Here is a 25,147-nt window from a genome sequence, read left to right as displayed (position 1 = left end):
ATACTTATTAAAATCCAACATTTAATCCAACCATAAACGAACGCGCTTGTGGATAAATACCCTTATCAACTCCAAATACAGTTCCTCCAATTTCAGGATCATAGCCAGTATATTTAGTTATAGTAAAGAGGTTTTCGCTCATCAAATAAACACGCACTCTTTGTGCACCTATCTTTTGAATTACACTTTTAGGAATGTTGTACCCAAGTTGTAATGTTTTTAACCTGAAATAATCTCCTTTTTCAAGATATCTTCTGGTGAAATTGGTGTTATTCTTATTATCATCCTTTTCAACAACTCTTGGTATTGTTGTTGAAGGATTAGTTGGTGTCCAGCGATTTAAAATTTCAGTTTGCCAGTTTGCAAATGTTACATCTAAACGGCGCAAACCCTGGAATATCATATTGCCGCCAGCTCCACTGCCAAATGCCACAAAATCAAAATTCTTATAAGCCATGTTTATCGTTAAGCCATAAGTATATTTTGGAATTGGGCTTCCCAGGTAAGTTCTGTCAGCCGCCTCGATTTGATTATCACCATTTAAATTAGCGAATTTAACATCTCCAGGTTTTGCGTTGGGCTGCAACTTAGTTCCACCTGGCCCAACATAACTATCAATTTCTGCTTGAGTTTGAAAAATACCAAGCGTTTCATAACCGTAAAATTCATTAAAGGAATGGCCTATACCTGTTCTGGTAATATTTCCCATCCCCTGGAAACTTTGTGCCTCATCTTCAATAAACAGTTTACCAGTAGCAAGTTTAGTAACCTTGTTTTTTAAGAAGGAAACATTCCCATTTACTCCCAGATTAAATTCTCCGAACGTTTTACGGTACCCCAGTTCTAGTTCCAATCCTTTATTTTCCATATCACCAATGTTCTGGGCCGGAGCTCCAGCTACCCCCAGATAATTGGGAAGTGTAGGATATTGAAGTACTCCAACTGTTTTCTTCTTGTAAACATCAAAAGCAATAGTAAAATTGGTAAATACAGTCGCATCAAATCCTAATGTAGTCTGTCGTGTTTCTTCCCATTTCAAATCCGGATTGGAAGGTGCCGCCGGACTCCATCCTATAGAACTTACATCTGTTGTTCCGAAAGTATAATTACGTCCGCTGGAAACCAATGCATTATATGCAAAATTTGAAATTTGATCATTACCGGTTACACCATAACCACCACGGATTTTAAAGAAATTAATAACACTATTTTCCTTCCAGAAATCCTCTTTAGTAGGTACCCATCCTAATGAAAATGAAGGGAAGTATCCAAACTTGTTATTATTACCAAAACGTGATGAACCATCGCGTCTGATAATACCTGTAAAAAGGTATTTTTCGTCGTAATTGTAAGATACGCGAGAAAACAACGAATTAACTTTATGAACGGTTCCATCATTTCCATCCGCACTACGATCAGCAGTAACTGGCTTGTAATTTAGGTTTGCTTGTTCAAAGTTAGTTGCAATAATATTATTGAATGTTACATTTAATGTTTTAACATTTTCATCCAGGTATATCCCTTGTCCAACTATAATATTCGCATTATGCTTTCCAAATGTTTTTGAATAACTCAGCGTATTTTCAAAATTGTAATTCAGCACATTATTCCAATTACGTACAAATGAATTTTTAGTTCTGATATTAGATGAATTTAAATAGGCCACCGGATTAAATGCATCATCACCATAAAATGCGATCTTAGTTCCTAATGTGGATCTAAATACCAGGTCTTTAATGGGTTGAACTTCTGCAAAGGCATTTCCAATTATGTTGTGATCCCATCCATAATTCCCAAGTTTAGTTTGAATGTAAGCCAATGGATTAATTAGCTCCTGACCTACCCATGGTGATAATCCGAATGGATTACCATTTTTATCTTTTAAAACATTTGCTATCGTGTAAGGTGGTTTTCCAATAAGATCAGCATTAGTTTCTACAGCAGGAGTAGTTGGATCTAAACCTATTGCGGAGCTTAAAGGCCCTCCAAATTCATTATTTGTATTTCCTAAGCTACTGTTTATAGAATGACTATATCCCAGGTTCTCTCCCACTGTTATCCATTTTGCTAATTTATGGGTAGAGTTTAAACGAATATTAGCTCTGTTCCACTTAGAGATGGGACTTGCCACTATACCCTCTTGCTTAATGTAACCAAAAGATGAATAAAAGGTAGATTTATCTCCTCCACCGGCTATGCTAAATTCATGAGTTTGTCTTCTTGCATCATTGTTGAATATAACATCTTGCCAATCGGTTCCCTTTCCCAATGCGTCAGGATTTGCGAATGGTAAAGTTGCATTAGGGTTTGTGTTTCTTGCTGCTTCATTTCTAAGTGTAGCATATTCCGATGCATTTAACAGGTCTAATTTTTTGGCTGCAGCAGAAGTACCATAAAATCCATTGTAATTAATTTGAAGAACCCCGGCTTTACCCCGCTTCGTTGTTACAATAATAACCCCATTTGCAGCCCGGGCTCCATAAATAGCTTGTGATGCGGCATCCTTTAAAACCTCAATTGATTCAATATCAGATTGATTTAGATAACCTATTCCCCCATTGTCTACAATTACCCCATCAACTACCCATAAAGGATTATTGTTTCCGTCTTTCGCAAAAGTAGTATACCCCCTAACCCGTACTGTAGCTGCACTTCCTGGTTGCCCATTGTTTGTTGCTATAGTTACTCCAGAAGTTCTCCCCTGTAAGGCTTGTTCAACCCTATTTATGGGCATACTTTCTAAATCTTTAGCCTTTACACTCGAAATTGAGCCTGTTACATTGCTCTTTTTCTGTGTTCCATAGCCTACTACTACCACTTCTCCTAATGCAGTAACATCTGTTTCCATAGTGATATTTAAAGGCGCATTACTAGCTATAGTTATTGTTTGCGGAATCATCCCCAGTTGGCTTATAACTATTTTTGAACCTACAGATGGAACTGCGATCCTAAAATTCCCACCTGCGTCTGTGAGCGTTGCTTTTGATGTGCCTTGTAATGTTACGGTAACTCCTGGCAATGGCTTTCCATCACTCTTGTCTGTTACCTTACCCGTTGCTATTACTTCTTGTGCCAATGTGGCAAATGGAGAAATAAGAAGACAGCAAACGAAGAAAATAAGTGTAAGACTTCTTTTCATACAATAAGATTTAGTTTAGTTTATAATTGGTTAATTTGGCTTCAACCTGGCGGTTTCAGCTAAGTCAAATCTATACCTGGAAATGGTTATTGTAACATTTCCATACCACTACACTACCCCTACAAAAAGAAATTCAAAGGTATTATTACAATAGTACTACCACTACATCGCCACTACAAAACAACCATAAAAACCTGATAAACAGAATGATTACCAATACACCTATTCAACAGATCTCGATATTTGTATAAGAAAATCATACAGATTAGTTTCTGACTGAATATGCAGCTTTTTTCTAAGGCGATACCTTCCTACCTCTACTGCTTTTATTGTAATATTCATGAGCTGAGCTATTTCCTTTGTAGAAAGATTCATCTTTAGGAAAGCACATAACTTAAGTTCATTAGGTGTGAGTTCGGGGAACTGATCTTTTAATTTATTGAAGAAATTTGTATTGACAGTATTAAAGTGAATTGAAAAATTGTCCCAATCCTGGTCACTCTTTTCCACATCTCTTATCAGACGGATCAAATGTCGGAAACTTGGCGAACTATCATTTATATCATTATTTTTAATCACAGCCGAAATCACTTCTTTTATTTTAGCCAATACCTTACCCCTTTGCACCAAATGCATAGTCATATTAGATAATTCTCTGTTTTTATAATTCACGTCGGCTTCAAGTTTTTCGTATTCCAACCGTACAATTTCCTTTTCACTTCGATCCATTTCGAGCTGGTGAAGGTAGCTTAACCTGGTTTGAGCTTTAATATGTTTCTTTTTCTGCCACTTAAAGAACATATAGATGCTTATTACCAAAAGCAATACATATAATATATACATCCATATTGTTTGATACCAGGCCGGTAAAACCTCAAAGGTGTAGCCTACAACTTCAGATTCATTACCAAAACTATTTCTGGCCCTAACGTTAAATGTATACTTTCCTGCAGGGAGATTAGTATAATCTTTTTCACTCTTTTGCGTCCAGGATGACCACCCCTTATCAAAACCGACAAGCTGATAACTGAATTCAATATTTGCCTGGTGTTCAAATAAAGTAGATGAATATTCGAAATGAAGAGAATTAAATACGTTATCGAGTTTTAAAACTGAAGATGGATCCTGAGTTTTCACTATATTCTCTTTATTAAGGAAATACCCGCCAAAAATTGCACTATCTTTCTTACCAAAAAGTTTTACTGAGCCTAGTAAAACATTAGGTTTTGGAATATTTTCCAGGTATTTAGCATAATTTAAATGGTAAGCACCTTTGTTTGCTCCAATAAATACATTCTCATCGTTCAAATAATAAATAGACTCAAACCCGCCCACAATTTTACCATCTAATTGGGGAAAATAATGTATGGAAAAGGTTTTTGTACCAGAAGGGCGACTAAAATCTAATATCCCAACCTTTTTATCCGAAACAAACCATAAATTTCCCTTAGTATCTTCCTTCAGATATTGGATGCGTATTTGCCTTAATGCTTCACTAAGTAATGGAAAAGCTTTGAATTTATCTTTTGCTGCATCATACTCATATACTCCATTTTTAGTTGCAACTACAACACGATTCTTTATTTTAAAAATGTAATTATATAAACGTGAAGGCAATCCCTGTTTATCTGTATAGACAGTATATTTCTTTATCTTCTTAAAATCTTCAGATAGTTCAATTTTGTATACTCCATGATAGGGGTGTGAAGCCCATAAATTATTATTCGCATCAAAAGCAATAAACCTTAAGGATTCTGTACGTCCTTCGATTTTACCATCATTAGTGAAACTTCCGTTTTTATAACTAATTTTTTGAAGTCCCAAGTAAGTGCCAGCGATGATACTGGCAGAAGGATAAACCTCTGAAGTTGGCTCAAACAACCATGTTCCAGGTCTATTATATATTTGATGGGCAACATCTTTGTCAATTTCAAAAAAGCCATCCTCATGCCCCATTAAAAGTTTATTATTGATTTCATCAAGATTCCAAACCTGCCCCTTAGAGTTTCTAACTTCTTTAAATACTCCCGTCGATAGACTTAAATCAGTGATTCCTGTTTCAATTTCGGTTACATAAAGGCCATTAGATGTTCCAATGTATAAATTCCCATTGAAATTGCGTATTGCATAACTTGTTATTTGCTTGTTTTTATCAGGAAATATGCTTTTTATAGCACTGTTAATCGCTACATAATCAATTCCGTCATTCAGTGCCAGCCAAAGATTTTTACTGCTATCCGTTATAAATCCCCTTACATTATTATTCTGCAAACCATCCTTGTAGGTGTATTTCTGTAAAACCTTTCCCTCTCTGTTAATTATAAGAACTCCTGCCGAGGTAGTTCCGATAACATATTTATCCCTGTCTATTTTGTCTGCACTATAAATTCTGTCATTATAAAATATCTGATCCAGTTTTGTCGGTTTAGGTGTAACCTTACCATTATGCATTAAAAACAGCCCGTTCTTTAAGGTAGCTACAAGCATTGTATCCTTGTTGTATTCCATAATAGACGTCACAGCCGATTTTAATAATACCGGGTCAGAGCAATATGGTTTCCAGATCTCTCCATCATAAACCATCAATCCATGTCCTTTAGAATGGGCAAAAAACTGATGATTACTTTTGCCTGCAAACTGCCACTCTATATCAGGCTTATACGTTTTTACAACACCATCCTTGTAATAAAGAATAACACTTGTAGTTCTGAAAATTACAGCATCGTCAATAATAGCTACATTCCATATATCAGCAAAGCTTCGGTACTTTTCGGGGATAAGGGGGATAATGGAATGATACTTCAATATTCCATCTTTTTCAGGATAAAAATATCCAGCCTCATCTTGCCCCCCTATAAAAATCCTATCATGCGAATCTATTTCAACAGATCTGACAGATGTAAAATTGGGTAATTTAATAAGGTTCCAAAATCTACCGTCAAAGGTTAGGAGGCCCTCATTATTACCAAAATATAGAATGCCATTTTTATCCTGAGCAACATCCCAATTTTGCATTCCGGCCTTATACTGATCATTATTATAGCTAAGTATTTGAGGAGTACCGATTTGGCCCCGGCCTTTAAAAGAGATAAAACAAAATAGAGTTAGGATGATTAATAAAGTTTTTCTCATAAGTAAGAACGAACAAAAAATCCGTATTTGGTTAGTTTCCCAAAGTACGGATTTTTGATCAGATCTTACATGAAGCTTCCGTCACCCCGTCGCATAATGCCTCTACCACCACGCCCTTGGGCCCCAGACCATTTTTGTAATCTCATACTCAGTTTAAGCATAAAATACCGGCTTATAGGATTTACTCTTGTATTTATATAACCGCCATCATCAGGCTGTTGCGTCCTCAGAAAATTATTCTGATTTAAAATGTCAAATGCCTGAAACGTGATCTGGCCTCTACGATTAAATAGCTGCCGTTCCAAACTTGCATTTATCACTAAAGGGCTATTATTTGTATTCCCAACTATACCATTTATGAATTGTTTACTTCCATTGTATCCAAACATCCATACATCCCATAAATATACTCTTCCATCTAAATTAAGAGAAAGGGTATTGATTTCGTTATTACCGGAACGAAGCGTTGAATTGGATTTTTCATTTTTGTATCCGATGTTCGGATTAATTTCGAACCATTCTGTAGGATTAATTTTTGGACCAAAGCGCTGATCTAAAGTGGTAATATTAGTAGTATTCAATATACCGTCCCTCATGCTCAAGCTGTGATTATAACTCACTGTACCGTTAAGTTGCAAATTATACTTTCTATTGTTCAGTTGTTTACTAATATTGTAATTACCCGTCAGTCTATATACCCCACTAACATTCAAAAAGTGTGTTTCATTAATTTTACTACCAGGAAGGTTTGGATCTGGATTATCTACGGTCTCCACATTTCTGATAACAGCATTTTTTGTATATGCCCCATTTAAATTTAGTGAAAGATTGAGCTTTGAGTTTGCAATATAATTATTGTAATCACCTCTTAAAGTGTGCACAAAAGTGGCAATCAGATCCGGATTACCAATAACAGGATTATTTGGATTTGTAACATCCCTAACTGGTTGTATCTGATCAAATGTTGGTTCTACTGCATTCCCTGAGTAGTTTAAAGATACTCTTTGCTGCCTGCTCCAGCGGTATTCAAATCTTGCAATAGGAATCAGGTTAAAGCTACTCCGGTTTGTTGTTGTACCAAGACTTACCTTAGTACCGGATAGTAATGCCGGCACACCTGTTAACCCAACAGAAAAACGAACTTTAGAAGTATTGGCCATTCCGTATCTAAAATTCAATGCAACGCGGCCCTGTGTAAAGGAATAGTTATAAATGTTACTTAATGAGTCTATAATACCACCAGAAACACCCTCCCCTAAAATATCTCTTGTAGTTGCAGTATTATCATACCCATTATAATTTACCTGGGCATTCACTTCAAATTGAGTATTTACTCCGAGAGGTTCCACATAAGTCATGCTTCCACGATAATTATCACGTCGATTCTTACGCGCTATGATCTGATTAATTATAGAATCTTTACCATCTTGTGCCGCTTCAGTATAAAAAGTTGTGAAATTATATCTTTCCTGCTCGTTATCCTGATTATTTTTATTCAAATCTATCTGTGCTGAAAAATTCCTTCTGTATTTTTTAAATAGATGCTGATAAAAAGTAGAGATACCAAATTGAGGTGCCGTGCTAGAATTTGAATTTGTTATGCGGCGATCCTGATCCAGCCCCATTGAAAGACTACTCCCCCTTTGACTTAAAGTAGAGGAACCATTATTAGTGGTAGAATTAGATTGGAAGGTGGGGACAACTTTAAGATAATTACTTGAATCCAGATTCACTTCAAATTCAAGCTTAAGATTATGATTATTCGACTTTTGCAGACCTGTGTTCGAACTATTGGAATGTAATTGTCCATTATTTAAAATACTTAGAGATTCGGTTTCATTTAAATTATCGCCATTGGAATTTTGAAATTGATAACCCAAATTATACTCTATTTTTTTCCCGATTTTATCACGCAAACTAAATCTCGCATTTGCATTCTTTGTTGAGCCGCTTAGTGCATTAAGATTAATTGCATCATTATAATTCCCGTTTAGCCCAATCTGTTGATTTCCGTTAATCCGCGTAGCAAACAATCCGGCTTCTTTTCTTTCGTTACTTCCTCCAGCGGTGTGCAGATTCATCATATTTCCAACAGATTTATCTGTTCTTGTAGTGATATTCAGTATCTTTTGAGGGTCACCATCCTTTACCCCTGTACGAGCTGCCTGATCACCATAGTCATCAACGATCTGAATTTTATCAACAATCTCAGCTGGAAGATTCTTAATTGCATTCGCAATGTCACCTCCAAGATATTCCTTTCCATTCAATTTGGCCTTAGTCACTGCCTCTCCCTGGTGCACTAAACTTCCATCATTACCTACCTCCATACCCTCCATCTTTTTCAGAAGCTCATCTACAGTTGCATTCTTTCTTACAATGTAATCACTGGCCTTATATTCAACAGTATCCGTTTTATAGGTAATAGACGGAGTTCCATTAATAACAACTTCATTTAAAGTGTTCCGTTCTTCTTTCAGAACTATTGGGTCCATTACAATTCTTGGGCTTGTATCGTTTTGTTTAAAGCGCATTGCCGGCGTTTTAATATAACCAATACTCTGTACCACTATAACATAGGTAGCCGACTTAACATTCCTGAATACGAATATCCCATCAGTATTAGTGCTTGTTTTTAGCGTGTCCTTATCTGAGGTTAAACTAACAGTAGCCCCAATTACTCCTAGATCAGTAGAATCCTTTACAATTCCACTTATTTCTCTTGTAGGCAATGGGGGTGGAGGGTTTTGTTCCTTTGTTTGGACCTGAGCATAAAGTACACCAGAACTGAATATCAATACAAGTAATACAATACCAGATTTCAATGCATTATATAAATAATTCATTTTTGTTTGTGTGGTTTATTTTGTGTGTGAATAGTATCTATGTAAAAGCTTATTTAAGGATATACTTTCCCCAAAAATCTGTTGGACTGGTTAATTCCTGAAAATCTATTCCAGAACCTCTTGGGCCGAAGTTTCCACCACCACCTCCACCACCACCTCTATTGCCCCCAAAGCCACCTCTTCCACCCCCATCTAGTCCCTGTAATTGCAAACCATTCACCTTAATATTATATGCAAATTCTTTTGGGGTATCTTTCGAAATTCCAAGCTCATCTAAAGGAATTGCCAATTCATAAAAGAATGCTTTGTCATTTCCAATACTAGAATATGCTTTAATCCCTAAATCGTTATAAATAGAAATAAGGGTATCAGTGGTTTTTTTAAATCCGTTAATCTTAATCTCTTTCACCTGGCTAAGTTGCCTTTTTTGCATCACAGCCATCATAGAATCTCTTTGTTCAGGTGTTTGAGTACTACCACTGCCCCCTCTACCAATTGCAAAACCTGCTACAGCTCCCATTTGGCGTCTTCCACCTCCCTGTCCACCACCTTGAGCAGGTCGGTTAATTAAAGGGTATGTAAGTGTAATACTTTCCTTTTCTCTTTTTTTACCTTCAGTATTTATTGCTAACGTAATGCCTCCGGCAAGAATTTTTGTATTATTTGCCACATCAGTAGACTTAATAACCAAGTATAAATTCTTATCATCGTTACTTATAGTATAAAAAATACCTGTTCTTTTATTTTCAGCCTGAAAAGTATCGTTCCACTCAGTGTTTCTACCGTCAACCTTTATGTTTGCCGGAGCACTTATACTTACCTCCTGCACATCTTTAAGTTTCTGAGCCTGCACAGTCATACAAAAACCTGCAATTAATAAAGTATTTACTGTAATTTTTAAGAATATTGATCTCATATTTGGTGAAAGTTTTGTCATTAACTATAGCTTTGAAACTATGACTCACCAAACTTGCTTAGGTTTAATCCTAATAAGCAGGTTTATTTGTTAATATTCTTGTTACAATTAACTTTCCCTTTCAACAAAAACTATTACCCTATAACAATTCTATAAAAAGAGAATTATTGAGTTTCCGGCAATTTCTTTTTTTGTTGAAATATATAGATCAGATAAACAAGGGCAGGCAAAATGAATATACTGCCAATTAATAAAGCATAACCTAATGTATCTATCGCTTTTGCTTGTCCCTGATGAATCAGCAGCGATAGATTGGTTCCATTTTTAAGCAATACAATATCGGGAAAATGGCTGTAAGTAGCTGCAAATAGGATCATGGTAACCTGAAACCCCGCAAGAACACGAAGAAATCTTGGCTTCTTACGCTGAAGTAAGAAAAACATTATAACTAACGAAATACTAGCTGCAATAATAGCAATCAAACCTAAAGTATCTCCAAAAATCCAGTTGGCTAATGGAATATTTTCTTGATATGCTGCAACAAAAACTAGTGCTCCGCAAAACATTACAGTATAAATTGTGCGTCGTGCCTTTCTTACAAAGAAATTCCTGTCATCATCATTAGCTGCCTGTCCTATTATAAAAATTGTTGCCAAAAAGCCGCAAATACTAACTGTAAAGATACCAACAGAAACAGAGAACCAGTTTAACCAGCTAAAAACATAGGCTGACAGAAAATCTTTAGCTTGTACATCTATCTGGCCAGATACTGAACTAGCAGCAATTATTCCTAGAAAAAATGGAGTAATTAAGCTTGAGTAAACAAAAATTGGGGTATACAGCTTCTGCATATCATCCTTTACAGCATCGTAGTTCCTAAATACAAATGCTGTTCCTCGTGCAATAATACCAAGCAACATACACACTAGTGGTATATGCAGATAAATTGAAACAGTAGTATAAATTTTAGGAAAACCTACAAAAAGGATAACAATAGCAATAATTAACCACATATGGTTTGCTTCCCAGATTGGGCCGATTGCATCATACATAGTTTTACGTGTTTTAGAGCGATTACCTTTCGAAGTAAACAACTCTATAATACCCGCTCCAAAATCTGCCCCACCTAATAGAATATATAATAAAATTGAAGTCCACAAGAAAACAATAACAACATAGATCATAGCATTAATTTTTAGGTAGTTTGGAAGTAGAGTCATATAATTTGCCAACCATAGTAATCTGACGATACAGCAGTAAACTCACTATAATAGCTAATGAAATGTATACCGCAGTAAAGAGATAAAATGAATAAGCGATTCCTGGCATTGGAGTTACTGCATCCGAAGTCCGCATAACCCCATTGATAATCCAGGGTTGTCTACCAACTTCTGTTACTGTCCACCCGGCTTCCAGCGCTATGAATCCCATGGGTGTTGCGATAACAAAAAGCTTCAACAGCCATCTGCTCTTAAGCCACTGCTTCTTTTTATAAAGTGCTAAAAAGTACAATAAAGCAATTAATACCATCGCCACACCAAGTCCAACCATAACTTGAAATGCATAATGCGTTACTGCTACAGGAGGGTGATCTTCTTTTGGAATAACATCAAGGCCCTTAACTTCACCATTAAAATCTCCAGTAGTCATAAAGCTTAGTAATCCTGGAATTTTAATGGCATAATCAACCTTTTTATTCGCAGTATCAGGTATCCCACCAATAATTAATGGTGCATTTCTTTCAGTATGAAAATGGGCCTCCATAGCTGCAAGCTTAGCAGGTTGACGATGAGCAACATCTTTTGCAGAAATATCACCACTTATAGGTTGCAAGCAAGCAGCAACGGTTCCAAACACAGCAGCTATTTTAAAAGCTTTGCTGTGAAAGAGTACATTTTTTCCCCTGAGAATCATTACAGCATGTACCCCTGCTACGGCAAACCCAGTTGACACAAATGCGGCTACCGACATATGTAGCGCCTGAGAAAACCAGGCTTCATTAAACATTGCCTTTATTGGATCAATATTTATATACTTTCCATCAACAAAATCGAATCCTGCCGGGCTGTTCATCCAGGCATTTGCCGCTACTACTAAGATTCCCGAAAGTAATCCACTTATTCCTACAACCACACCGGTAAACCAATGAAACCATTTATTGAGCTTGTCCCAACCATATAAATAAAAGCCCAGGGCTATTGCTTCAATAAAAAATGCCGTCCCCTCTAAAGAAAACGGCATTCCAAATATAGGACCTGCGTGCTCCATAAAAGTCGGCCACAAGAGCCCCAGTTCAAATGACAATACCGTTCCGGAAACAGCCCCTGTAGCAAAAAAAATTGCTACTCCCTTACTCCAGGCTTTTGTAACGTCTTTATAGACGACCTTTTTCGTTTTTAGCCAATAAAAATGGGCAACTGACATAAAAAAAGGCATTACCATACCAATACAAGCAAAAACAATGTGAAAGCCAAGAGAGAAGGCCATCTGGAGTCGGGCAGCTAAAAAATCGTCCATAGTTAGGATGTAATAAACGTTAGTCGCTAAAAGAAATAGTTAAGCAAAAGTACGTGTTTTAAGTGCAGGAACCCAACTTTAGAACATATTTCCATCAATACTTTTATCATTATTTCAATCCAGTTACAATTCTGTAAAAATAATTATATTTCTTTAAAAGAATTTAATACAAAACTATAAAGAAATTTAATTTGTTTTAAACGATATTTATAAATATGTTTGACGCTTATTATTAGCTAACATTTAAGATAACTGATGACTACATTAAAGTTTAAATACACACTTGCAGCGATTGGACTTATATTTTTAATCGTTTCTTGTAAAAAGAGAAAAATTCGCAAAGAGGAAAAACCTGTAGAAACAGATAAACCGGTCATTACAGACCCTGTCAAAAAACAATTGATCCCTATAAAATTTGAATCAGAAAACCTGAGCATTAACCTCAAATACATTGAGAACACAGCTTTTATTTCTGAAGTTAATAGTTCCAACGGCTACAGTGTCAAAGTCACTTATGAAAGCCAATTACCATATATATTTAAGCACAAAAACAATATCGTTTTTGAAGCGATTTATTTCACAAAGACAACTTCTCAAGATATAAAAGCTACGTTTTTTGATGTAGATGGCCGGGTAAGCTCCCCTACTGGTTCCTTAATATTAAAACGAGATATTAATGAACAGCTCGTCTCTATTTTAGCATCTGGCAATGGTCCTTCATATCCTTATAAAGAAAGTTCCTGGTCATATACCATAGCAGGAAATCTTTCAGACATAGTTGTGAAAAATGGCGCTGCTGAAACGACCCCTATTAAATATACCCATGATCAAAAAAATGGGATCTTCAAGAATGTAAAACATGCCCAGCTTTTATTTCTTGAAATGGGGTACAGTTTTTTCTGCGCAGATAAAAACAATAGATTAAGCTATTTAAATACAGATAAGCCATCTGAGGATACTGATTTCAATTATCAATACAATACTGATGATTATCCTAAACAGCTTACAATAACCCAAAGCAAACAAACTTTTAAAATAACTTATGCTGAACTTAAAGAATGATGCTATTCATTTAATAATTTCCGTGCTCTGAACAAGTTATCAGAGCATTGCAGAATTTTAGCTTTCAACTTTGGATTATATCGTGGATTTTTTTCTAAAAACTCTTGAACAACCTTTGCAGCTTCAGCACTCTGATAATAACCAAACGTAGCCTGTAGCCAATTTTGAGGAAAAAAGATATCTCCGGTTCGCTGTATTTCCAGCAACATATCTAAACTCTTTTTGAGGTATTTAAAAGAACTAGCTTGCCTTAAAGGATGATGAAGATAATATAAAGCAGCACCAACATTTGATTCCTTTTCTCTATTTGATTTTAGTTCAAGGCTCTTAAAGAAGGCGTCCCTCTTTGTTTCTGATGGAGATACAGCTGGCATAATAAATTCAAATCTTTTTCTTCTGTCAATATTACTTATTCGCTTAAGCTGTTTATCTAAAATTGAACTATCACCGCCTCTTAGAACAAGAGAAAAAGCCAATGATGTATAATCGTCTTCGGTAAGCTTTAATCCCACCGGAACTTTTTGGCTTTTCCAAATTGTATTTAACCGGTCCCCTCCCTTAACTGATAAATATACGTCCTGGTATGTCTTAAAAAGCACTTTCTTATTATTAGGTAAACTTTGTTTTTGCATAGCACTCCACAAGCTATTTTCCAACAGAGAAGATAAGGCCGAACGCTCTGAGTTAGAAATAAATCCCCAATAAATACTAATGATATAATTGGTTATCAATTTCAGATTTAGCTCCTCTTTTTCCTGGTCCAAGCCTTTTAGAAACAAATTCAATAAATCAGATGGTTTAATATACCTTCTATTTAACATATTCTCATATAGGGAGATGTATGCAGAGGCCCTGTCCAATGGTTTATCAATCAAATATATTCCACCAAACATTGCCTTATCTAATGGCCAGACACCATATCCTTGCCCCGACGAGTTAAACAGAACGTAGGATGGAATTTCCATACCTTCTGCTTCTTTTAATTCTACTTCTTTGCTATTTAGGTTAATTGTTAAATCTTTACTACGATCAGGGTAATATAGAGTAACTTCTATTATTTGAGGCCAAATCCTGTTTGTTCCATACTCTGGAGCTTGTTTAATTATGAATTCGCTAATTTTATTATTATTTCCTTTAATTGTATAATCTATTAAAGGTCTTCCTGTTTCGTTTACCCAAACCTTATTCCATTTAATTAAATCATCATCCGAATACTTATCAAGAATTGCTATAAGATCCGGCCATGATGCATTTTTATTTGCAAATTTTTTCAGGTATTCCTGTACGCCCAATTGAAATTTCTCCTTTCCCATTAAGCGTTCAAGTTGCCTCATCATAATTGGGGCTTTATGGTAAATGATATTTCCGTAAAGTGTTCCTGCATCCTTTAAATTATCCAAGTCCTGCCTTATTGGATTTGATCCTGTTGTTCGGTCCACTCCGTAAGCCGCAGGGAAATGATCTATCAAAAACTTAAGGTCAAAAGCTTCCTTTCCAGTAATACCCTCACTGCTTTTATCGGCCATAAAATTTGCAAAAACCTCTTTCATCCATACATCAGTAAACCAATTCATCGTAACCAGATCTCCAAACCACATATGAGCGGTTTCATGAGCTATCAGGTTATTACGCCCATTCAACTGATCTTTAGTTGCTCCTTCGTCTAAAAATAAGGCCGACGATTTATACTGAATTGCGCCTACATGTTCCATTCCTCCAAATTGAAAATCCGGAATAGCTACAAAACCGAACTTTTGAAAAGGATAAGGAATCCCGGTCCACTTCTCCAAATACTCCAATGATTTTGTATGGATATTAAACACTTCATCCAGGCTATTTTTTATTGTCAGTGAGTCCGTTTCTCTATATAAAAAATCGCTCAGCATAGATCCCACCTTCCCTTTTGCAAGTGTAAATTTTCCTGCTGCAAAAGCAAACAAATAGGTGCTTAGAGTATCTGAAGTATTAAACCGATAAGTTTTACGATTATCATTAACAACCGAATCTTTTAATGTAGCATTAGCCAATGCTTTCCAATCTGCAGGAATTTTTAAGGTTAAATTATATGTTGCCTTTAAATCGGGCTGATCGAAGCAAGGAAAAACAGTCCTTGCCCTATCCGGAACAAACAAAGTATACAGATAATCACTATTTCTGTTCAGTGCAGCCTCACCTGCTTCAAAGTTTAAACTTATTAAATTCTCACCCTGGTTTAAATATTTGGCATCAATAATTAAATGTTCATCCTTATAATTAACTATAACAGATGCTCCATTTACATGCAAACTCTTGATCTTTTTTGCATCCTCTCTAAAATCCAACTGTAATGGATATTGATTAGTACCAAGCTGAAATACAATTTCTTCAACAGCGTTTATTACCTCACTCCTTTCCTTAGGAATATCCAGCTCAAGCTTATAATTAATATTACTTAAAACTGATTTACGATAAATAGCCAGCTTTTTAGAAACTCCAGTCTCCAACACCGGTTTTGAGGCATATTTTGCGCCTGAACATGAGATAAGAAAGAGCGTTAAAACAGCTATTAAAATGCGCAAATTAACCATAGCAGCGAATTTAAGATTTTGTTGAATTAAAGCATTAAATAAGTGGTAATTTAGCGACAACAAAACTTAGATCAGTTTAAATTGACTGATCACCTAAAACAAATTTATGATCATGAAAAAGACATTAACGACAGTACTGTTTATTGCCCTGGCGGTATCATTACAATCTGAGCTTAAAGCGCAAGGCTTAAAAATGCCTCAACCAAGCTCAGGACAAACCATTTCTCAGGATTTTGGTTTGGGTAAAGTAACAATCAGTTATTCTCGCCCAAACACTAAAGGACGCAAAATCTTTGGTGGACTAGAACCATATGGCTCCGTATGGCGAACTGGTGCCAACTCTGCAACTACCATTGCTTTTACTGAAGCAGTTAAAATTGGGGGCAAAGATCTTGCTGCAGGAGAATATGAATTATTTACAATTCCCGGTGAAAGTGAATGGACTGTAATCATAAATAAAGGATCAAAACAATGGGGTGCTTACGAGTATAAAGAAAGTGATGATTTTTTACGTATAAAGGTTAAGCCAACTAAGCTTAAAGAAAAAGTAGAAACATTTACTATTCAATTTGCAGATGTTTATCCAGCTACTGCCAAATTACAGTTAATGTGGGAGAACACGGCTTTGACTATTGATCTAACTACCGATTTCGATGCCAAAGTTATGGCGGGTATTGATGAAGCAATGAAAGGTGACAAAAAACCCTACTTCCAGGCCGCGTACTATTATCTTGAATCTGGGAAAGACCTAAGTAAGGCTCTTGAATGGGCTACAGCTGCCGAAACTGCAGATCCTAAAGCTCCTTGGGTTAAATTATTAAAAGGTCGAGTTCAATTAAAATCAGGAGATAAAAAAGGTGCTGCCGCTACAGCAGAAGAAGGAATAAAATTAGCTACTGAAATCAAAAACCCTGAGTATATCAGATTACATACAGGCTTATTAGCTGAAGCAAAAAAATAGTAATTTAAATCACAGAAACTAAGTCTGTAAAATAAAAAACCGGATGCCATATATCAGCATCCGGTTTTTTATTTTTTTACCTGCTGGAGTACTACGTGCTTAATATTCCTCCTATCAAAAGTATAAGTAATATGAACTTTTCCGTCTTTAGATTGGATAATTGCCGGATAACTAAACTCTTTCTTTGTATCACCATCTTCAAGTTTCAAAATATCAGCCCAGTTTTTCCCATCTTCTGATAAGGCCACATTTAGTTTATAGCGTCCATTAAACCATTCCTTTCCTGGAACAGTTGGGTTATAAACAATCATGTGCGTGCCGTTTTTTAACGTTTGCGCATCAGTTCCTGAATTAGGATTCATTAAAGTGGTCGCATTTAATTTACCCCATGTTTTTCCATTATCATCAGACCATGACTCAACCACTGCTCCCTGCTTACTGCGGCATAGTATCTGTAACTTCTTACCTCCATATACCAATATGCTTGGTTGAATCACATCAAATTTACTATCTGGATCAACAGGAATAATTACCCATGTTTTACCTCCATCCGTGGATTTTTCAATGTGAACGCTCCATTTTTCATCCGTCTCAGTACTTGATGGAGATAAAATTGTTCCATCAGCTAACTCAATGGGTTTATTTTTTATTGGCCCTAACACTCCTTCTGGCAACCTGCTTTTAGCTGACCACGTCTTTCCGTTGTCATCTGAAGTTTGCACCATTCCCCACCATTCTCTAGGCGAAGGTCCCTCTTTATAAAATAAAAAAATCCTCCCCTTCTTTGTCTTAAACAATACCGGATTCCATAATGGATATGACCATTCACCATTAACTTTGCCATCTGCAACAGCAACCGGACTAGTCCATTTTCCATGTTCATTCACAGACAACCAGATCCTTACATCTTTACTTCCTTCATGGCTTCCCCCAAACCATGCAGCCATTAGTTTTCCTCCATCAATTTCAACTAATGTAGATGCATGGCATTGTTCAAATGGAGGATTATTAAATATCAACTCATCTGTCGTTTTCTTCCATACTTGCTGGCCAAATGCTATAGCTACAGAAATTGTCCAGATAAAAACAGTTAAAAAACTTCTTACCATATTAAATACTATTTTTCTCATTGGCAATTTCAGGTTTCTTCATTAAACTTTGAATAATTACAGACAAAAGAACTACTAACAAACAGCCTATCACGTTCAACCATAAGTAAGCTACCAGATCAAGTTTACCAATAATTACAATCACTGCTTCAGTTGCTAAGGCTGCAAAAAACACAGCTTTCCCATTCACATGCCTTACATAAAAAGCCACTAAAAACACACCTAGTATAGTACCATAAACATATGACCCAAGTATATTTACCGCCTCCAGCAAATTCCCTATCTTACTAGCATAAAGTGCCATAACAATACAAATCACTCCCCAAAACACAGTTGCAAGTCTCGAAGCTTGCAAATATTCATGATCTGACGCATCCTTTTTAATTAATCGCTTATAAATATCAATTACTGTTGTTGATGCCAAAGAATTTAAAGCACTTGCAGTAGACCCCATCGAAGCAAGAAATATAATTGCGATTAACAATCCGATTAAACCTTGTGGTAAATACTGAGTTACAAAACTTAGAAATATATAATTGTTATCTTTTGTATTTGCATGCTCATCATTTTTAACCATTAAATCAGTAGCCTGTTGCCTTATTTGCTTCTCATTTTCATCCGCTTGCTGCAATGCCTTTCTCTGTTGGTCAATTAATAATTGATCAGCCTGATCCAGAACAACATTCATTTTGTTAACTTCAATCTGCTTTTCCTTAAAAGCTTTATCATAATCAGCTTTAATTCTATCAAGTTCTGGGCTATACTTACTGTTTTCAAGTTTATTCAGTTCAAAGCTGTTGAAAAAGATTGGTGGTTTATTATATTGATAGAATGTAAACACCAGCACCCCAATTAATAATATAAGGAACTGCATAGGTATTTTAACAAGACCATTCATTAACAATCCCAATCTACTCTGACTAACAGATGCGCCTGATAAATATCGTCCTACCTGACTTTGATCTGTACCAAAATAAGATAATTGTAAAAAGAAGCCTCCAAGCAATCCGGTCCAAACGGTATACTGGTTGTTAAGATCAAAAGTAAAATCTATTGCATTAGCCCTACCCATTTTACCCGCTATACTTATCGCTTTCATAAAACCAATATCAGCTGGAAGCAAATGGACCACCATAACACCTGCCGCAAATAAACCACAAAATATGATGCTCATTTGCAGCATCTGTGTGTAGGAAACTGCCTTTGTACCTCCATAAACTGTATAAAACACTACCAGACTTCCAATAAACAATGTTGTATAAGTAGTATTTATATTTAAAATGGTAGAAAGAATAATTGAAGGAGCATAAATGGTAATACCTGTTGAAAGCCCTCTTTGTACAAGAAAAAGAAACGCTGTTAATGCCCTAGTTTTAAGATCAAACCGCTGTTCAAGATATTCATAAGCTGTATACACCTTTAAACGATGAAATATAGGTACAAAAGTGATACACAAAACAATCATTGCCAGAGGCACACCAAAATAAAACTGCACAAAACTCATCCCCGAAGAGTAAGCCAATCCTGGTGCTGATAAGAAAGTAATAGCACTTGCCTGGGTAGCCATAACAGAAAGACATACATGATACCATGGTAATGACTGATTACCAAGTAAATACCCTTGAATATTTTGAGCCCCTCGACTTTTATAAATACCGTAAGCTACAATTACAACAAGTGTAAGAATTAATACCGCCCAATCTATAATACTCATTCGAAATATTTTGTAAATGCGTAAAAGATTAGGATAAGAAATATAAGCCAGCCAATTAGCAACCGGTAAAACTGTTTCCAGGTTTTAACAAAAGGGGGTAACTCTTGTTCTGGGTTTTCTGGTACCGGGTTGTCATGCTCTGCCATGCTGTTTTATATTATTTCTTAACTGATATTAAATTCACAAACAATCTGTATGCTCCAGGAACGCCTGCTGGTAATTGTCTAAAAAACGAAAGGCCGGTATAAACAAATCTGCCTTTACCATAATCCGCGATAATTAATGAGCCTGTTTTCTCACTTTCACCATTATCATGCATCCCCAATAACGCCCTGTACTTTTGATCAGCATCTGTAACAAAATACAATCCTCGCTCTTGTACCCATCCTTCAAAGTCTTTATCTGTAATTTTGTTAGGATAATTTAAAACAGGGTCGTCAGACTTCAGTATCGTCACCTTGGCATCTTCTTCGGTTACCCTATCACGTGACAGACTAAAAGGATATGGCCCTAAATTATTGATTTTTAATGGCCCATTTACGTTATATTGAACAAGCAAAGTACCACCATCATTTACGTACTTCATCAATTTAGGCTGCATGCCCTTCATTTGTTCGTTTACGTTATATAACCTTACTCCAGCAATAATAGCATCAAACCCCGACAAATCACCATTTATAACCTGTCCGGCAGTTAAATTTATAACATCGTAGCCAATCTGCTTTAATGACTCCGGAACTAAATCTCCCGCTCCTGCAATGTAACCTATTCGCTTTCCGGCCAATTTTAAATCAACTTTATCCACTTTTGCTTCAGCAAATGGAAAAAGTGTTTGCGTAGGTATATGCTCATAATCTATTACGTGTAAACCGCGGTTATATGCTTTCCCTTCAACAACAACATTCAAAGCCAAATTACCGCTAATCGTATTTCCAGACGGGATAATTGTAAATTCCACCGCCTGTTCCTCACCTTTTTTAGCAATGTTAAAACTAATATCTTCCGGAGTAACCTTCCATCCAACAGGCACTTCAGGCTTCAATACCCCTGAAGCGTTTTCCTTAAAGCTTTTTAATTGAACAATTATTCTTTTAGGCTCATTATTAATAAACATAAATGCCTTTTCGCTCATAGTTGCTGTAACCGGCGGACCAATTACCAGTGGCTGATAAATTTCTCCACGAACCTGATCTGTATATTTATAAACTACAGACCGTTTCTTTTCAATCACCTCATCTCCAATTTTAATCCGGAACAGACCACTTAAGCCAATTGGATTTTCTGCCAATCCTATCTTTGATAATGAATCAACTACATATGAACCTAAAGTATGTTTCTTTTCAAGCCAATAGGGCTGAGTAATCCCCGTACCAGCAGTAGCTATTGTTTTGTCCTCCGAAACGAACTGATTAAGTGGCAAATCAAAAGAAGCTTTACTGTTAATTTCTTCAATGCTAATCTTTAAAGGAAAACCCTGTTTAGCCCTCGCAATAGCCTGTATCCTAACATCTACAGGGGAATTTATAGCATAGAATGAATTTACCGCAGCACTTTCAAACCATATACCTGCACAAGCTAAAATCAGATCATCCAGCAAACTCTGCTTAAAAGGTTTACCTTTAACCAATTGCCTAAGCTTCAAAAGTTTTATTACCGATTTAGATGGATCAGCTATATCATACTCAGCGTTAATTTCAGATACAAGCTTTTGTACTTCTCCATTTCCAGGGAAACGATTAAGTGTAAAATCTATCCCCTCAAATATATCTTTCGAAGCCTTTTCACCTGCTACATAGCTAAAAAATTCAATTGCTGATCCACGTTGTCTGGAGGAACCAAATCCCTGACTTCTATGATTAGATCTGCTTTCGGCAGCAATTTCTCCATAACTTTTACCTAATAAAGCATTATAGCCACCAACATCAATTTTCAGCTGATCATCTGAAGTAGTATTGTTACCACCAAAATTAAAAGTATTCCAAAGGATGCGTTTCGCCTTCCATGGTTTTACATAAGCAAGCTGTTCAGGAAATTGTTTTGGATCTGCAGCTGCCAAAAATGCTTCATGGGCAAGTATTGCAGATCCTGAATGATGGCCATGACCAGCACGCGAATCTTCGGGAAAGCGTGTAATGATCACATCAGGTTGAAACTTTCGGATCACCCAAACAACATCTGCAAGTATCTTCGACTTATCCCAGATCTTGAAACTCTCTTCAGGATTCTTAGAGAAGCCAAAGTCATTTGCTCTTGTAAAAAACTGCTCGGCACCATCTGTGCGTCTGGCTGCCAGCAATTCCTGGGTCCGTATCAACCCTAGCAATTCTGCCTGTTCATTACCAATAAGATTTTGCCCTCCATCGCCTCTTGTCAGCGACAAATAACCGGCTCTAACCTTTTTTTCTTTTGCCAGATAACCCAACAACCTGGTATTTTCATCATCAGGATGAGCAGCAACATATAAAACACTGCCAGCAACATTCAAACCTTCAAGACCCTGCTTTATCTCCGCAGCATTAAGCTGCTGCATATTCTGGGCCTTAATTAACGAAGGAATCAGCACCGTAATCAGGAGCGAACATAAACGTAACTTCATATAAACATCTTAGATTACATTTTATGTAAACTCTAGATAGCCCGAAAATAATTAAAAAACATTAATCCCAAGTGTTATTGAAAACTTAAATCCGTAACAATCCTGCAAAAATACTACGGTTCTTATAGGAGAATCTTACTGCTAACTTCCTTATCAATAGTAATAAAGCCTGGATACTTCACTAATCCTCCGGCAACTTTAATACTTGGTCTGATTTTAAGTGTAAGTATCCCTTTCTTTTCAGGTCCATTTTTCCCTGACTGAACAAAATCAGTGATCTCTCTCATTACTTTGCTGTCAGAAATAAACGGATAAACATTCACCTCCATATCAACGGGCACTACAGTAGCTTGTCCTGCAGTTACATTTACTTCCTGATTTACAAAACCTGTGGCAAGCTCCTGTCTGTTTATTAATATTTTATACTCAAACTGATTAATTGAAGCATCATTGCCAGTAGGATTTTTCACTTCCAGGTTCAAGCGCGCTCTTAATGGAATATCCCTTCTCAACAATCCAAGAGCAAGCCCCGGAAGGCTACCCAGATTAATATCCTGGTTATTGATCATCTTTTTTACATCAGCACCAGCCAAACTGATCTCATCAGCCGAAGTGATCCTGTATTTACATCTTTCAAGAGCTTTTATCTGTTGAGCCTGCTTATTTATGCCACAACCAGCTATCCCCATCGCCATCAGGCAAATTAATAATATCTTTTTCATAACAGCTATAACGGATTATTCAGAAAAATTATACAAATCGATTTTTCATTATCGTCTACGGCTATTACTATTACGGCTTATTAAATGATCTACACTATACTTACCTGAACCGGCAACAAGTAAAAACAAGTAGGTAACCAGAAAATGTAATCCAAGCTCTTTTTTCTCAAATGCATCTGGTGCATGAATAATAAGAACAGCAACAAGCATGAGTATTATCAAAGGTATTACTGCAAGTCTGGTTCCCAACCCTAATAAAATCAAAACAGAACATACAACTTCTGCAAATACAGTTAATACAAGAGATGTAGCCTGACCAAGACCTATAGGATCTGCAAACTGAATCTCACCCCCGGCTAAAAGCCACGGTAATTTCTGAAGGCCATGGGTAAGCATAAACGCAGCAACGGCAATACGGGTAATAAGAAGCATAAAATGTACGCCTTCATTGTTAAAATTAGTGTTAAATAGTTTTCTCATGTTTAAACTTTCAGTTTTCAGTTAACGATAAATATAGAAATTTTAGAAATTAATTATTTGTAAATGATTTAATAAATCCAGAAATCGCATCCTGAAGGATCAATTTCTTCTCTGGATCAGGTTTTCCAACCTTCTGAATCATCTCTATTGAAACCAAACCATGCAAAATGGAAAGGTAGGTATGATATTTTAAAAAATAGTTGATTTCGGTATTGCCACCTAAAGCAATTGCCTCTTGAATAGTAGTTATCATAATACCTGTCATATGTTTCATTTCGGCAATTTGATTTACCATTTCACATGCAGGTATCCCAAGACCAAACATCAACTGATAGTACTCCTTGTGTTCAAAAGCAAAATCCCAGTAAGCATGCGCCATAGCCTCTAGTTGTTCCGATGGTTTAGTGTGCTTGTTCTTCACTTCAACAAGCGCATCTGCCAATTTTTGAAAGCCCTCTTTAGTAAATTCCAAAAGAATAGCTTCTTTATTTTCAAAATGATTGTAAATAACCGGAATACTGTATTCAATGGCATCCGCAATTTTACGAATAGATAAAGATTGCCAGCCGTCAGTTAGCACCTGTAGCCATGCAGCTTCCAGAATACTCGATCTGAATTCTTCTCTTTGTCTGATTTTACGTTCTGCAATTCCCATACTGGTTTAATTTTAGTTAACAGTGTTAACAAAAGTAATGGGTTTAAGATACAATTAAAATTTCAAATACTTTTCTGACTTAATTCCAACAAACATTTCGCTTTCTTCTATTAACAAATACCAGATCCTATGATTTAATCATTCTAAAAGTCAAATTAATTCTTGGTTGAGTTTCAACTACCGTTTTAGGGAGTCTGTGCTCCCAATAATGCTGGGTCTCCCCTTTCATTATCAACAAGCTTCCATGGGTCAACTCAATAGAAACAATTGGCAATTTATCTTTATAATTCCTAAATTGAAAAATCCTTGAAGCTCCAAAACTTACTGAGGCAATTACAGGAAATTTACCCAGGTTTCGCTCATTATCTCTATGCCAGCCCATATAATCCTTACCGTCTCGATAATGATTCAACAGGCAGGCGTTAAATTTAGTTTCAAAAGTAGTTTCAATACTTTCTTTTATTCGTTGTAAGGTAGTTGTCCAAGGCAAAGCATTCATGGTAATACCAGAATAAGTATAACTTACATCATCGTTGCCATAAAAGGCAGTAAAGCGAGGCTGAAGAACAGTTTTTCCGAAAATCTTTATGGGTTCCTGTTTCCATTCAACCTCTTCTGTTAACCTATCCAGATACATATAGCTATCATCCTCCATAAAAAAACCCGGATGAAAAAATGCTTCACCGGGTATAGTTAAAAGATTTACATGATCACCATAGATTTTTTCCATG

General features: G+C 36.2%; 16 protein-coding genes. 2 read left to right on the top strand and 14 right to left on the bottom strand.

Going from position 1 to position 25,147, the window contains the following annotated elements; translation table 11 throughout:
* Positions 1–7: 7 nt before the first annotated feature.
* From CPT03_RS01300 to CPT03_RS01275, 6 genes are all read right to left on the bottom strand, one after another.
* Positions 8–3,139 (bottom strand): SusC/RagA family TonB-linked outer membrane protein, encoded by a 3,132-nt coding sequence (locus CPT03_RS01300; RefSeq protein WP_099437148.1) that lies wholly within the window; start codon positions 3,137–3,139, stop codon positions 8–10.
* Between the two features lie 222 nt (positions 3,140–3,361).
* Positions 3,362–6,271 (bottom strand): triple tyrosine motif-containing protein, encoded by a 2,910-nt coding sequence (locus CPT03_RS01295; RefSeq protein ID WP_099437147.1) that lies wholly within the window; start codon positions 6,269–6,271, stop codon positions 3,362–3,364.
* 65 nt (positions 6,272–6,336) lie between these two features.
* Positions 6,337–9,117 (bottom strand): outer membrane beta-barrel protein, encoded by a 2,781-nt coding sequence (locus tag CPT03_RS01290; RefSeq protein WP_099437146.1) that lies wholly within the window; start codon positions 9,115–9,117, stop codon positions 6,337–6,339.
* Between the two features lie 49 nt (positions 9,118–9,166).
* Positions 9,167–10,033 (bottom strand): hypothetical protein, encoded by an 867-nt coding sequence (locus CPT03_RS01285; protein WP_099440968.1) that lies wholly within the window; start codon positions 10,031–10,033, stop codon positions 9,167–9,169.
* A 164-nt stretch (positions 10,034–10,197) separates the two neighbouring features.
* The gene (locus CPT03_RS01280) at positions 10,198–11,217 is read right to left on the bottom strand and encodes a cytochrome d ubiquinol oxidase subunit II (RefSeq protein WP_099440967.1); all 1,020 of its coding nucleotides are present in this window, start codon (positions 11,215–11,217) and stop codon (positions 10,198–10,200) included.
* Positions 11,218–11,221: 4 nt separating this feature from the next.
* Positions 11,222–12,550, bottom strand: coding sequence for a cytochrome ubiquinol oxidase subunit I (locus CPT03_RS01275; RefSeq protein WP_099437145.1), 1,329 nt, complete (start codon positions 12,548–12,550; stop codon positions 11,222–11,224).
* 255 nt (positions 12,551–12,805) lie between these two features.
* Between CPT03_RS01275 and CPT03_RS01270 the strand changes: the two genes are divergently transcribed.
* The gene (locus CPT03_RS01270; protein WP_099437144.1) at positions 12,806–13,612 is read left to right on the top strand and encodes a hypothetical protein; all 807 of its coding nucleotides are present in this window, start codon (positions 12,806–12,808) and stop codon (positions 13,610–13,612) included.
* A gap of 2 nt (positions 13,613–13,614) precedes the next feature.
* Here CPT03_RS01270 and CPT03_RS01265 read toward each other — a convergent pair whose 3' ends face one another.
* Positions 13,615–16,179 (bottom strand): M1 family metallopeptidase, encoded by a 2,565-nt coding sequence (locus CPT03_RS01265; RefSeq protein WP_099437143.1) that lies wholly within the window; start codon positions 16,177–16,179, stop codon positions 13,615–13,617.
* Positions 16,180–16,291: 112 nt separating this feature from the next.
* Here CPT03_RS01265 and CPT03_RS01260 point away from each other — a divergent pair, with 112 nt between their 5' ends.
* Positions 16,292–17,140 carry a DUF2911 domain-containing protein gene (locus CPT03_RS01260; RefSeq protein WP_245869939.1) on the top strand — a complete coding sequence of 283 codons (849 nt, stop codon included), beginning with the start codon at positions 16,292–16,294 and terminating at the stop codon, positions 17,138–17,140.
* A gap of 68 nt (positions 17,141–17,208) precedes the next feature.
* Here CPT03_RS01260 and CPT03_RS01255 read toward each other — a convergent pair whose 3' ends face one another.
* The 7 genes from CPT03_RS01255 to CPT03_RS01225 form a co-directional block, all read right to left on the bottom strand.
* Complete coding sequence (locus CPT03_RS01255) at positions 17,209–18,270, bottom strand: sialidase family protein (RefSeq protein ID WP_245869938.1); 1,062 nt, start codon at positions 18,268–18,270, stop codon at positions 17,209–17,211.
* Complete coding sequence (locus CPT03_RS01250; protein ID WP_099437142.1) at positions 18,251–19,963, bottom strand: sodium:solute symporter; 1,713 nt, start codon at positions 19,961–19,963, stop codon at positions 18,251–18,253. Before CPT03_RS01250 ends, CPT03_RS01255 begins: the two co-directional genes overlap by 20 nt.
* Before the next feature lie 157 nt (positions 19,964–20,120).
* Entirely contained in the window at positions 20,121–22,559 is a 2,439-nt protein-coding gene (locus CPT03_RS01245) for a PIG-L family deacetylase (protein WP_099437141.1), read from the bottom strand.
* A gap of 122 nt (positions 22,560–22,681) precedes the next feature.
* Positions 22,682–23,281 carry an LEA type 2 family protein gene (locus tag CPT03_RS01240; RefSeq protein WP_099437140.1) on the bottom strand — a complete coding sequence of 200 codons (600 nt, stop codon included), beginning with the start codon at positions 23,279–23,281 and terminating at the stop codon, positions 22,682–22,684.
* Between the two features lie 48 nt (positions 23,282–23,329).
* Positions 23,330–23,761, bottom strand: coding sequence for a DoxX family protein (locus tag CPT03_RS01235; RefSeq protein ID WP_099437139.1), 432 nt, complete (start codon positions 23,759–23,761; stop codon positions 23,330–23,332).
* Between the two features lie 49 nt (positions 23,762–23,810).
* On the bottom strand, positions 23,811–24,416 hold the full coding sequence (locus CPT03_RS01230; protein ID WP_099437138.1) for a TetR/AcrR family transcriptional regulator: 606 nt from the start codon (positions 24,414–24,416) through the stop codon (positions 23,811–23,813).
* 127 nt (positions 24,417–24,543) lie between these two features.
* On the bottom strand, positions 24,544–25,146 hold the full coding sequence (locus CPT03_RS01225) for an alpha-ketoglutarate-dependent dioxygenase AlkB family protein (protein WP_099437137.1): 603 nt from the start codon (positions 25,144–25,146) through the stop codon (positions 24,544–24,546).
* Position 25,147: the final 1 nt, after the last annotated feature.

This window comes from Pedobacter ginsengisoli (assembly GCF_002736205.1).
GTDB lineage: Bacteria > Bacteroidota > Bacteroidia > Sphingobacteriales > Sphingobacteriaceae > Pedobacter > Pedobacter ginsengisoli_A.
The sequence above is the reverse complement of the archived record's forward strand: the minus strand, read 5'-3'. Positions and strand labels throughout refer to the sequence as shown.